Source organism: Microbispora siamensis, assembly GCF_016863095.1.
Classification (GTDB): domain Bacteria; phylum Actinomycetota; class Actinomycetes; order Streptosporangiales; family Streptosporangiaceae; genus Microbispora; species Microbispora siamensis.
Map to the genome: position 1 here is coordinate 39,927 of NZ_BOOF01000052.1, position 11,972 is coordinate 51,898.

At 69.4% G+C, this 11,972-nt stretch carries 13 protein-coding genes and 1 tRNA gene; 9 read left to right on the forward strand and 5 right to left on the reverse strand.

Annotated features, from left to right (window positions below):
- The first annotated feature begins 106 nt into the window (after positions 1–106).
- From Msi02_RS35500 to Msi02_RS35535, 8 genes are all read left to right on the forward strand, one after another.
- The gene (locus Msi02_RS35500; RefSeq protein ID WP_204052210.1) at positions 107–448 is read left to right on the forward strand and encodes an SCO3933 family regulatory protein; all 342 of its coding nucleotides are present in this window, start codon (positions 107–109) and stop codon (positions 446–448) included.
- Entirely contained in the window at positions 441–1,793 is a 1,353-nt protein-coding gene (locus Msi02_RS35505; RefSeq protein ID WP_239109032.1) for an FtsK/SpoIIIE domain-containing protein, read from the forward strand. The genes Msi02_RS35500 and Msi02_RS35505 overlap by 8 nt, the downstream gene beginning before the upstream one ends.
- Positions 1,794–1,811: 18 nt before the next feature.
- Complete coding sequence (locus Msi02_RS35510) at positions 1,812–2,474, forward strand: DUF2637 domain-containing protein (protein WP_204052211.1); 663 nt, start codon at positions 1,812–1,814, stop codon at positions 2,472–2,474.
- A gap of 14 nt (positions 2,475–2,488) precedes the next feature.
- Entirely contained in the window at positions 2,489–2,842 is a 354-nt protein-coding gene (locus tag Msi02_RS35515; RefSeq protein WP_204052212.1) for a hypothetical protein, read from the forward strand.
- A 22-nt stretch (positions 2,843–2,864) separates the two neighbouring features.
- A complete protein-coding gene (locus Msi02_RS35520) occupies positions 2,865–3,005 on the forward strand; it encodes a hypothetical protein (protein WP_204052213.1) in 141 nt (46 codons plus the stop codon).
- Between the two features lie 96 nt (positions 3,006–3,101).
- The gene (locus Msi02_RS35525) at positions 3,102–4,484 is read left to right on the forward strand and encodes a replication initiator (protein ID WP_204052214.1); all 1,383 of its coding nucleotides are present in this window, start codon (positions 3,102–3,104) and stop codon (positions 4,482–4,484) included.
- Positions 4,474–4,656, forward strand: coding sequence for a helix-turn-helix domain-containing protein (locus Msi02_RS35530; RefSeq protein ID WP_204052215.1), 183 nt, complete (start codon positions 4,474–4,476; stop codon positions 4,654–4,656). The genes Msi02_RS35525 and Msi02_RS35530 overlap by 11 nt, the downstream gene beginning before the upstream one ends.
- A complete protein-coding gene (locus Msi02_RS35535) occupies positions 4,656–5,915 on the forward strand; it encodes a site-specific integrase (RefSeq protein ID WP_204052216.1) in 1,260 nt (419 codons plus the stop codon). The genes Msi02_RS35530 and Msi02_RS35535 overlap by 1 nt, the downstream gene beginning before the upstream one ends.
- A 570-nt stretch (positions 5,916–6,485) precedes the next feature.
- On the opposite strand, the gene Msi02_RS35540 is transcribed toward Msi02_RS35535, so the two are convergent.
- From Msi02_RS35540 to cysS, 3 genes are all read right to left on the reverse strand, one after another.
- Positions 6,486–6,561: transfer RNA gene (locus tag Msi02_RS35540), tRNA-Thr, on the reverse strand.
- A 51-nt stretch (positions 6,562–6,612) separates the two neighbouring features.
- Entirely contained in the window at positions 6,613–7,572 is a 960-nt protein-coding gene (rlmB, locus tag Msi02_RS35545) for a 23S rRNA (guanosine(2251)-2'-O)-methyltransferase RlmB (RefSeq protein ID WP_079316176.1), read from the reverse strand.
- A 22-nt stretch (positions 7,573–7,594) separates the two neighbouring features.
- Positions 7,595–8,989 (reverse strand): cysteine--tRNA ligase, encoded by a 1,395-nt coding sequence (gene cysS, locus Msi02_RS35550; RefSeq protein ID WP_204052217.1) that lies wholly within the window; start codon positions 8,987–8,989, stop codon positions 7,595–7,597.
- A 306-nt stretch (positions 8,990–9,295) separates the two neighbouring features.
- Here cysS and Msi02_RS35555 point away from each other — a divergent pair, with 306 nt between their 5' ends.
- Positions 9,296–10,813: a DUF2637 domain-containing protein gene (locus tag Msi02_RS35555; protein WP_204052218.1), complete on the forward strand. Its 1,518-nt coding sequence runs from the start codon at positions 9,296–9,298 to the stop codon at positions 10,811–10,813.
- Positions 10,814–11,040: 227 nt separating this feature from the next.
- On the opposite strand, the gene Msi02_RS35560 is transcribed toward Msi02_RS35555, so the two are convergent.
- The gene (locus Msi02_RS35560) at positions 11,041–11,310 is read right to left on the reverse strand and encodes a GlsB/YeaQ/YmgE family stress response membrane protein (RefSeq protein WP_079316179.1); all 270 of its coding nucleotides are present in this window, start codon (positions 11,308–11,310) and stop codon (positions 11,041–11,043) included.
- A 192-nt stretch (positions 11,311–11,502) separates the two neighbouring features.
- Complete coding sequence (gene ispF, locus Msi02_RS35565; RefSeq protein ID WP_079316180.1) at positions 11,503–11,964, reverse strand: 2-C-methyl-D-erythritol 2,4-cyclodiphosphate synthase; 462 nt, start codon at positions 11,962–11,964, stop codon at positions 11,503–11,505.
- Positions 11,965–11,972 lie beyond the last annotated feature (8 nt).

The following is an 11,972-nucleotide window of genomic DNA, read 5'->3' on the forward strand; positions in this document are numbered from 1 at the left end:
CACAAGTATCACACCACGCCACGGTGACCAAGCCAACCGAGAAGACATTGACAACCAGGCCAACCTAGTTAACTATGTTAGCCACGAGACTAAGGAGGTCCACAAGATGCGCACCATTCCGATCCCGGTCGACGTGACCAAGCTCCAGTTCGTCTGCGTCCGCGCACCCCGCCCGCGTGTCCTCAACCAGGACACCGGCGAGATCAAGACCGACAAGAACGGCAACACCGTCTACGAGATCGTCCTGTCGGTGGAGGACGAGTTCGGCCGGATCGAACTCGTCAAGGTCGGCACCTCCGGCGAGCCCCAAGTGAGCGCCGGGCAGGACGTCACCCCGGTCGGCCTGGTCGGCTACGTCTGGGAGATGTCCCGGGGCGGCGAGGCCCGCTGGGGCATCAGCTACCGGGCCGCCTCGATCGTCCCGGCGGGGGTGACCGCCCGTGCGTGATGCCCTGCTGATGCTGCTCGCGGGCCTGGCCGCTTCGGCGGTCGGCCTGTGGGCCTGGCACCGCTACCACTTCCGCTCCTTCTGGTTGATCGTCGGCTTCCCCCTCGTCGCGGTCACCGTCCGGGCGACCTGGCGGAAGGTGGCCCTCGGCTGCGGGCTGACCAAGAAGCGGCAACGCTGGTGGTTCACCGCGGTCCCCGGCGCGATCGCCTCGACCGGGCTCGTGAAGGTACGGCGGCGCTTCCAGCGGGTCGCGGTCGACACCAAACCGTTCATGTGGCTACCACTGCCGACTCGGCACGGTTGGCGCGTCACCGTCCACACCCTCGAAGGGCAGATTCCCGCCGACTACGCTCAAGCCGCCGAACGGCTCGCGCACTCCTGGGGTGTGCATGCTGTACGGGTCTCCTCCCCTCGGCCCGGCCGAGTCGTCCTGGCCGCCACGGTGCGGGACCCGCTCGTCCGGCTCGACCACATCCCGGCCTCGGGTGAGCTCCTCACCGTGCACGTGGGGCGGCTGGAGACCGGCGGGCTGTGGACGATCGACTTCCGTACGGTGCCGCACTGGATCAACGCGGGGGCCACCCAATCCGGTAAGTCCAACCTCGCCAACGCCCTGTTCGTCGGACTCGCTCCGCAACCGGTCGCCCTGGTCGGCATCGACCTCAAAGGCGGAGTCGAGTTCACCCCGTACGCGCCCCGGCTGTCGGCCCTGGCAACCACGCGGACCGAGAGCGTGACCCTGCTGGATGACCTGATGGCCGTGATGGCCGACCGGATGGGGCTATGCCGTACGGCCGGCGCCCGCAACATCTGGCAACTCCCGCCCGGCGTGCGGCCACTCCCGGTCGTGGTGCTGGTCGACGAGCTGGCCGAGCTGTACCTGATGGCCGACAAGTCCGAGAAAGACGAGATCGCCCACACCTCGACCGCACTGTTGCGCATCGCCCAGCTCGGGCGGGCGTTCGGCATCTACCTCTTCCTGTCCGGCCAACGGATCGGCTCCGACCTCGGCCCCGGCGTCACCGCCCTGCGCGCCCAGTGCTCCGGGCGGATCTGCCACCGGGTCAACGACCCGGAGACCGCCACCATGACCCTCGGCGACCTCGACCCGGCCGCCCTGGTCTCCGCCCGCGCGATCCCCGCCGAGACCCCCGGTGTCGCGATCGTCGCCCATCAAGACGGCCAGTGGTACCGCGCCCGCTCCTTCCACGTCTCCGAGCAGACCGCAGAACACACCGCCCGGCACTGGTCCCGGCTCACACCCGCGTGGGCCGAGATCGCCCAGCCCGGCCGCGCCACCGGCTTTGATGAGGCCGCCCTGTCCGACCTGCTGTCCGCCTGACCGAGAAAGGGGGTAACGATGCGACGCCTTGCCTCATGGCTGCTCGACACCGGGCCGGTTCTCGTCCTGGCCGCCATCGCGGGTGCCGGATCGTTCACCCACATCCGCGACACCGCCACCGACCACGGACAGACCGGCTGGATGTCGTGGGCCGTGGCCGTCTGCGTCGACCTCACCTGTGTCATGGCCGCCCGTGAACGGCAGCGTGACAAGAAGACCGGACGCCAACGGACCGGCCTCGTGTCCTGGCCGACGCTCGTTCTGGCCGGCGGGATCGTGTTGTCCCTGGCCGCCAATCTGCATCAAGCCGAACCGACCATGTGGGGCTGGCTGACGGCCGCCACCCCTGCCGGGGCGTTCCTCATTGCCGTCTCGATGCTCGAACGCCGCGCCGCGGCCCCGCGTCCCGCTCAGTCCGCGCCCGTCCTGACCGTCGATGCCGTCCCGTCCTCGTCGTCCCCCGCTCCGGCGCTCGTCCCCGCCGTTCAGGACGGGCAGGACGGTGAGCCGGGACCGTCCCCGGCGCTGGTCGACTACGCCCGCCGCGTCGCTGACGAACACCAGGCCAAGCACGGCAAGCCGATCACTCGCGACGTGCTGCGCGCCCGCCTGGGCGTGTCCAACCAGCTCGCCTCCGACCTGTTGCGCGCCCTGCGCAGCGCATCCGAACCCATCGCATGAAAGGAGATCACCACATGACCAACGACGATCATCGGGCCGCCCTCATCGCCGGGCTCCGCGCCTTGGCCGACTTCCTGGAGGCCAACCCGGCCGTCCCCGTCCCGTACTCGGTCAACGTGCTGTACTTCCCGCACCGCGCCACGGATGCCGAGATGTGCGCCGAGGTCGACCGCATCGCCGAACTGCTCGGCGCTCCGATCAGCCAGGAGTTCGGCCACTACGGCGCTTCGGTCCGCTTCGGACCGGTGGAGTACAAGGCCGTGGCCATCCTGGCGGCCCGTCGCGCCGAGTACGAGGCGCACATGAGCTACGAGGGCTGCATCCACCCCGACCCCGTCCCCGACCAGAACGCGGCGCAGGCCGCCTGACGACGAAAGGAGGTGACGCCTCATGCCCGACAGCGAGCAGGCTCTGCCCGCGACTCCCGCGCCGATCATGCCGCGGCGGTGGCAGTGCTGCCACTGCGGTGGAGGCGGCGTGGACTCCTACGGCGAGACCTGTCGCCACTGTGACGGGCTCGGCTTCTGCTGATCCGTCAGCGCCCCCGGCCTGGCCGTACATCCGCCAAGACGCCTGCCAGGTCGGGGGCCATCCCTCCACCCATACGAGTGAAAGGAGGTCTCCATCTTGCCCGTAACATCCGCCAACGCGCACGCCATCCGCGGCGCCATCGCCCGACTCAACAACCCTGACTGCTCCCGCTTCGCCTCCCAGATCCGCCGTACGGGCGGCTGCCGGCAGCCGATCCACCTGCGCGGCAAGGTCGAACACTGGGACAGGGCCACCGGGACCCTGCTGCACCGCTACAGCACCCACCTCGAACCGAACGGCGTCCTCCGGGTCCCATGCAAGACCCGCCGCGCCTCCCGCTGCCCGGCCTGCGCGGAGACCTACCGGGCCGACACCTACCACCTCATCCGCGCCGGCCTCGTCGGCGGCAAAGGCGTCCCCGCATCGGTGACCGCGCACCCGTGCCTGTTCGTCACCCTCACCGCGCCGTCGTTCGGCCCGGTCCACACCCGCAGGCAGCACAACGGGAGCGTCCTGCCCTGCCACCCCCGCCGCGACGCCGAGACCTGTCCGCACGGGCGCGTCCTGTCCTGCACCGCCCGGCACGGGACCGACAATGACTGCCTCGGCGAGCCGCTGTGCCCCGACTGCTACGACTACACCGGCTCGGTGCTGTTCAACGCGGTCGCGCCGCTGCTGTGGAAGCGCTTCGCCGACGCCCTGCGCCGGCACCTGGCCAAGCTCGGCGGCCTGACCCTGCGCGACATGCGTGACCAACTCGTCGTCTCCTTCGCCAAGGTCGCCGAATATCAGCGGCGCGGCGTCGTCCACCTCCACGCCGTCATCCGGCTCGACGGTCCGGCCGGACCCATCTCCCCGCCCCCGGCCTGGGCCACGCTCGACCTCCTCGGCCAAGCCGTACGGCACGCCGCCTCCGTGGTCATCGCCAAGATCCCCACGTTCGAGGGCGAGCCCGCTGGTGTCCTGCGCTGGGGCCAGCAACTCGACGTCCGCCCGATCACTCTCGACGGTGAGTTGACCGACCAGGCCGTTGCGGGCTACGTCGCCAAGTATGCGACCAAGGCCGCCGAATGCGTCGGTACCATCGACCGGCGCATCGTCCCCGGCGAGGACCTGGCCGCTCTGCCTGTTCGGGACCACGCGCGGCGGCTCATTGCCGAATGCCTCCGTCTGGGTGCCTTCGAGGAGCTGGCCGACCTACGGCTGACCCAGTGGGCGCACATGCTCGGCTTCCGCGGCCACTTCTCCACCCGATCCCGCCGCTACTCCACCACCCTCCGCGAGATCCGGGCGGAGAGAGAACGCTTCGTTCACACCGAAGAGATCACTCACGGGCGCCTGCCCCTCCTCGACGAGGACACCGTCCTCGTGATCAGCGAATGGGAGTACGCCGGAAAGGGCTATTCCCCGGGTGACGCCCTCGTCGCCGCACTGGACTGTGCGCAGCTCCACGGCTCCGGAGGTCCTCGTGACCTCTGAACTGCTGACCGTGCCTGAGGCGATGGCCGTGCTCAAGGTCAGCCGGTGGACGCTCTACTGCCTCCTCCGCTCGGGCGAGTTGCCGTCGGTGGTCGTGAACGTCCGCTGTCGGCGCATTCCGGCCGCCGCGCTCGACGCCTACGTGTCCCGTCTCTGCGAGGAGGCGGCCTGATGGGCAAGCGCGCAAACGGCGAGGGCTCCGTCTTCCCGTACAAGGACGGGTGGGCGGGCTATGTCTGGGTCACCACGCCGGAGGGCAAGCGAACCCGTAAGTGGGCGTACGGCAAGACCCGTGAGGAGACCCACGAGAAGTGGCTCAAGCTCCACGAGCTGGCGAGCAAGGGGCCGGTGCCGACGAAGCACCCCACCGTGGCCGCGTACCTGGCCCAGTGGCTCGCCGAAGTCGTGAAGCCCAACCGTGAGCCGACGACCTACGTCGCGTATGAGCCGCTCGTACGGCTTTACATCATCCCCGGCCTCGGGAAGAAGCGGCTCGACAAGCTCACCGTCCGCGACGTACAGACGTGGCTTAACAGCCTGACGACGCTCTGCACCTGCTGTGATCAGAAGAAAGATCACAAACGGCCGGAGTCCAAGCGGCGGTGCTGTTCCAAGGGGCAGTGCTGCGAGAGCTACCCGTCTCGAAGCACGATCACCGGCATCCGCAGCGTTCTACGTGCCGCGCTGGGCAATGCCGTACGCGAAGAACTGATCTCGAAGAATGTCGCAGCGCTGGCCACACTCCCGACGAAGGCGAAGACCAAGAGCAAGCGTAGGAAGCGTCACGCGATCTGGAGCGTCGATGAGGCACGGCGGTTCCTGGAATACGTGAGGGGCAAGGACGATCCGCTCTACGCCGCGTACGTGCTCATCCTTGGCCTCGGCCTGCGACGTGGCGAGGTGCTGGGGCTGGTCTGGGACAGCGTCGATTTCGAGAGCTCCGAGCTGTGGATCAATCACCAGCTCACTCGGGTCAGCGGTCAGCTGCTGCACCGTGACACCACGAAGACGGAGGACTCCGAGAACTCCCTTCCTCTCATCGGTCTCTGCGTCTCCGCCCTGAAGCACCGGCAACGAGTACAGGAGGATGCGCGGAAAGAGGCCGGCGCGAAGTGGAAGGACTCGGACCTCGTCTTCACCACGAAATTTGGCACGCCGATCGAACCGCGGAACTTCAACCGCTCGTTCGACCTCCACTGCGCCGGGGCTGAGGTCCCTAGGATCCGCGTTCACGACACCCGGCACACCTGCGCCTCGCTCCTGGCCGCACTCGACGTTCACCCTCGCGTCGCGATGCGCATCCTGCGCCACTCGCAGATCTCGCTGACCATGAACGTCTACACACAGATCCCGTCGCCGGCTACCCGCAAGGCCCTCGACCGCCTGAGTCAGAGCCTTGATGGAGAGGCCCAATCAAATATAACGCTTTGACAACAAACAGCGTTCACTCTTTGACCTACACGGTTAGAGGATCTTAGAAATTACCCCTCAATAATTTAGCGCATCTACTGATGGATTCCTCCGTCAGGCACATGAGCTGGAACGTTACGGCACTAAGTACCCGTACATTTCCGCAGGTCACAGCCACAAACGCACGTTTTTGTCTTTCAGTGATGTCACTGGGCAATCGCGTAGTCTTCCGGTAACGCCCCACCCGGGCTAAGACACGGGGTCCCTACGAAAGATCCATGTCGAAGCTCGGGCGGGGCTTTCGGACCACCTACGTGAAGGAAGCCCACAGTGCCGACAGTACCTCCCCCACCACATGCCGTGGTAGCCGCTTTCATCCTGGCAGGCCTTGCGATCGGTCTAGCTCTAATCGGCTTCCGGGCGACCGACATCAGCCAGATCATGAGTCAGGTCACGGCGCTGGTAGCGCTGTACGTCGTCAAGCAAGGCCCGACCACCTCTACCCTCGCCTGAGGCAGAGCACGTTGCTGTACGGCACTGCTGTACGGACGTCAGAGGCCCCTTCCCGATCATGGGAAGGGGCCTCTGAGCTGGAGCCGCCTTGGGGAATCGAACCCCAGACCTTCTGTTTACAAGACAGATGCTCTGCCGATTGAGCTAAGGCGGCCTGCTACCCAGACGAGTTTAGTGGGCCGAGGGCCGTACCGTCACGGTGAAATCACCGGCGACGGTGGCGGGCGACCTCGTAGAGGGCGATCCCGGCGGCCACGCCGGCGTTCAGCGACTCGGCCGCGGCGTTCATGGGAATGCGGGCGATCTGGTCGCACGCCTCCCTGACCAGGCGGGACAGGCCCTTGCCCTCCGAGCCGACGACCACGACGAGCGGTTCCGTCGCGAGTTCGACGTCGGCGATGTCCACTGTGGCGGTGCCGTCGAGGCCGACCACGAACAGGCCCTCCTCCCGGTACGCCTGGAGGGTCTGGGTGAGGTTCGACGCGCGGGCGACGGGGAGGGTCGCGAGGGTGCCGGCCGAGGTCTTCCAGGCGCCGGCGGTGACGCCCGCCGAACGGCGGGACGGAACGAGCAGCCCGTGCGCGCCGAAGGCGGTCGCCGAGCGCGCGATGGCGCCGAGGTTGCGCGGGTCGGTCACGCCGTCCAAGGCGACGATCAACGGTACTTCGGCGGCGTCCCTGGCCCGCTCCACGAGCTGCTCGGGGTGCGCGTAGTCGTACGGCGGGACCTGCAGGCCGAGGCCCTGGTGAACCGTGCTCTCGGTCAGCCGGTCGAGCTTGTCCCGGCTGACCTCCAGCAGGGCGATGCCGCGGTCAGCCGCGATCTTGATGGCCTCGCGGACGCGATCGTCGTTGTCGACCCGCTGCGCCACGTACAGCGCGTTCGCGGGGACCCCCGCGCGCAGCGCCTCGACAACGGGGTTCCGGCCGCCGATGACCTCCGGGGCGTCCTCCCGGCGTGTACGGCTCGGCGCACGCGAGGAGGAACCCCCGCCGCCCCGGGCCTCGCGCTCGATCCGCTCGGCTCGGGCCTTGTCCTTGTACCAGTGCCGCATGTGCGCGGGCGGCGTCGCTCCCTTGCCTTCCAGGGAGCGCCTGACCTTGCCACCCGAGCCCTTCGCCGGCCCCTGCTTCTTCGACGGCTTCCCTGAAGCCCTTCCCGCCATGGTCTCTAGCGTAGGGCCACGCCTACTGTGCCAGCTCCCATCGCGGGCCCTGCGGGGTGTCCTCCACCACGATCCCGGCCGCCGCGAGCTGGTCGCGGATCGCGTCGGCCGCCGCGTAGTCCTTGCGGGCACGCGCGGCCTGCCGCTGCTCCAGCGCCACGGTCACGAGCGCGTCCACGACCTCACGGAGCCCCGAGTCGCCGGTCGTACGCCACTGCTCCGACCTGGGGTCGAGACCGAGCACGTCGAGCATGTTCTGCGTCTCGGCGAGCAGCCGGGCGACCTGCTCCTTGTTGCCCTGGGCCAGCGCGACGTTGCCCTCGCGGACGACCTCGTGGATCACGGCGAGCGCCTGCGAGACGTTCAGGTCGTCGTCCATGGCGTCCACGAACGCCTGGGGCAGCGGCGCGGCGGCGTCCACGTCGTGGATCACCTCGGCCGCCCGCGTGACGAACCCCTCGATCCGGCGGTATCCGGCCGCCGCCTCCTGGAGCGCCTCGTCGGAGTAGTCGATCGCCGAGCGGTAGTGCGCCGCGACCAGGTAGTAGCGCAGCTCGACCGCGCGCACCTTGCGCAGCATCTCCGGGATCAGCAGCGAGTTGCCGAGCGACTTGCTCATCTTCTCGCCGCCCAGCGTCAGCAGCCCGTTGTGCAGCCAGTAGCGCGCGAAACCGTCGCCCGCCGCCTGCGACTGGGCGATCTCGTTCTCGTGGTGCGGGAAGATCAGGTCGACTCCGCCGCCGTGGATGTCGAAGGTGCCGCCGAGATACTTGGTCGCCATGGCGGAGCACTCCAGGTGCCAGCCGGGACGGCCCCGGCCCCACGGCGTCGGCCAGGTGGGCTCACCGGGCTTGGCGCCCTTCCACAGCGCGAAGTCACGCGGATCGTGCTTGAGCGAGTCGGTGTCGGTGTCCGCGGCCGCCCGCATGTTCTCCAGCTTCTGGTTGGAGAGCGAGCCGTACCGGTCGGCGTAGGAGACCACGTCGAAGTAGACGTCGCCGCCCGCCGCGTACGCGTGCCCCTTGTCGATCAGCCGCCGCATCAGCTCGATCATCTCCGGCACGTGGCCCATCGCGCGGGGCTCGACGGTCGGCGGCAGGCAGCCGAGCTGGTCGTATGCCCAGGTGAAGGCGCGCTGGTTGCGCTCGGACACGACGAACCAGGGAACGCCCTCCTGGGCGGCGACCCTGATGATCTTGTCGTCCAGATCGGTGACGTTGCGGCAGAAGGTCACGTCGTAGCCCTGCCGTATCAGCCACCGGCGGAGCACGTCGAAGTTCACGCCGGACCTGATGTGCCCGATGTGCGGCGGAGCCTGAACGGTCGCACCACACAGATATATCGAGACCCGGCCGGGCTCGACCGGTACGAATTCACGGACCGTACGCGTGCTGGTGTCGTAGAGGTGCAGGCTCACGAAGGCAAGGCTAACGCCTGACGGCGCAGCACAGGGCTACTTGGGCGCCCGTGAACGGCTTGGTGTGGTCGATCATGGAAACTTCTGACACATAAGTCCCGATATGACCCTAAACAAAACGCGTAACGATCTGTACGGCGGTCCGCGCGACCTTCGCCTGACTCCTGCTGGACCGGGCCGGACACGCAGCGTCGCCGGGCCGGGACCGCGCCGGAGGTTCCCGGCGGAGTCCCCCGTTCCGACACGAAACGGGTGATCACGGGGTTGCGATCGATCGTCACTCCGATTCTGTAGGCTCGAAACGCCATGGACGTGACTCCCCCCGGCGCGGCAGGCACGGCCTCCCGCCCGTCCCGAAACACCCCCTCCGGAATCCCGTTGGTGCTGCGCCGCCTGGCCATCGGCCTCGCGGGCGCCGCCCTCGCGGTGCTCGCGGGGGTCGCCTGCGCGCTGTCCTTCGACGACCTGCGGGCTCTGGCCGTCTCCGGGCGTGCCGAGCCACGGCTCGCCTACCTGTATCCCGCGGCGTTCGACGTCCTGCTGGTCGTCGCCCTGGTCAGCGTGCCGTTGCTGCGGGGTGCGCGGTTCCTGGTCCGGTTACAGGCGGGCTTCGTCCTGCTCCTGCTCCTGGCGGCGGCCGCCGCAGCGAACGCCGCGACCGCCGTCGGCGTCTCCTTCGACCCCGACGCCTCCGCTCTCGTCGTCGCGCTGTTGCCCTGGGTGATGCTCGCCATCGGGCTGTGGCTGCTGCTGCTCCTGCTGAAGCACGTGCGCACCAATCGGGCCGATCTGGACGGCGACGACGACTCCGACGACGACCTGGTGCCCTTCGACGGCGTGCGCGAGCCCCGGGCCGCCGTCACCGCCCCCTATCCGGTGGCCGTGCAGGAACGCCCCGCGCCCGTGCACGCCGTCACCGAGGAGCACGGCGCGCCGCCTCTGCAGCCGGTTCCCGAGGCCGTGGCGCCTCCCGGCTACGTCCCCCCGCTGCCGGTCAGCCCGGTCTCCGAGACCGTCGCGCCACCCGAGTTCGCCCCGCCGCTGCCCGTCATCCCTCCGCAGGCCGAGGACGAGGCCGGACCGCGCGTCGTCACGCCCGACACCGACGAGGACGGCGTACGGCTGCCGCCCGAGGCGATCCCCGAATCCGTCCCCGAGGCCGAGTCGGAGACGACGCCGGCTCAGGAGCCGGACGAGCCCGAGCCCGAACCCGAGCCCGAGGTCCTGCCGGTCGTGCCTCCGACGGCGGCGCCCCGCACCCCGCCCGTCACCGCAGAGCCACCCGTCACAGAGTCACCCGTCACAGAGTCACCCGTCACAGAGTCACCCGTCGAGACGGTCGCGGGCGAGCACGCCCGCGACGCGGAGCACGTCGCCGCCGAGACGCCCGCACAGCCCGCCGTAGACCCAGAGGCGCCTTCTCCCGCCCAAACGGGTGACCGTCCGGCGCAGCAGCCGCGCCGGAACCGGCCCGTGCGCTGGGGCGACCTCGTACGGCCGCACACCGGCGACGTCCTCGTCCACCCCCGCCCCAAACCGGAGGAGCCCGCCGACGCCGAGCCTGAGCGGCCCGAGGACGAGTCGGGCGTCGACACCCAGCCGCTCCGCCAGATCAGGGACGTGCCGGATCCCGCCCACGCGCAGGACTGCGCCGACCCGGCCGAGCAGGACGGAAGGCACGAGCCGTACGCCACCGAAGGCGGCCACCAGGACGCGCCGGAAGCCGGCCACGCCGAGGAGGGCGCCGGCAACGCCGAGGAGAGCACGGTGCCGATGGCGCCTCCGTCCGGCCGGATGCGCAGCACACCCCGCCCGCCCGCCTGACAACCCGCGCGACCGCCCGTGAGGCCGCCGAGCCCGCGGCCCCACGGCCGTTCCCCGCAACCTCGTCAGTCCGCGCGCCCCACGGCCGTCCCCCGACACGGTTCGGGCCTCCCGAGACGCGCTCGATGCGCCGGGGCCGTACAGCGCGCAGGCCCGCCCGGCTGGGGAGCCGGACGGGCCTGCGCGCTATGGGGTGAGGGCGGGGGCCGCCCTACCGAGCGAGTGCCTTACACCCGCGACCCTCGCTTGATGCCGGCGACGATGCCGACACCCACGACGGCCAGTACAACCTGCATGACGAGTTCGATCCAGTCGATGCCCGGCGTCGTGTCGACACCCATGACCTGGGCGATCGCGGTACCGATGAGCGCCGCGACGATGCCGACGACGATCGTCAGCAGCCAGCCGATCGGCTGCCGGCCGGGCAGGAACAGGCGGCCCAGAGCGCCGATGACCGCACCGATGACGATGGCGCCGAGAATGGACTCGATTGTCATATCGACCTCCCGATGAGGGTGACCCTTTCATCCTCGGACTGTCGGATACCCCACGGAAGAGAAATATGCGCCCCATGAAAGAAAAAAGAGGGCGGCGGCTCGATTCCGCGCCTTGGTTCGAGCCGCCGCCCACGTGTTAGTGAGACGCTCCGAGTCTCATTCCGGTTGGCATGTCCGATTGGAACGGAACATTCACGCCGCCGGGAGGATCAGGGCGGTCGCGATGGCCGCGACGCCCTCGCCGCGACCGGTGAGCCCGAGGCCGTCGGTCGTGGTCGCGCTGACGCTCACCGGCGCCCCAGCGGCGGCCCCGAGGGCCTTCTCCGCCTCCGCGCGGCGAGGCGCGACCTTCGGCCGGTTCCCGATGATCTGTACGGCCAGGTTGCCGATCTCGAATCCGGCCGCCCGCACCTGGCGGGCCGCCTCCTCCAGGAGGGTCACGCCCGCGGCGCCCGCCCAGCGGGGATCGGAGGTGCCGAAGAGCGCGCCCACGTCTCCGAGCCCGGCTGCCGACAGCAGCGCGTCACAGCAGGCGTGCGCCGCCGCGTCGCCGTCGGAGTGACCGGCCAGCCCGGTCTCCCCAGGCCAGAACAGTCCGGCGAGGTGGAGCTCCCTGCCGGATGCGAAAGGGTGGACGTCGACTCCGACGCCCACCCTTGGCG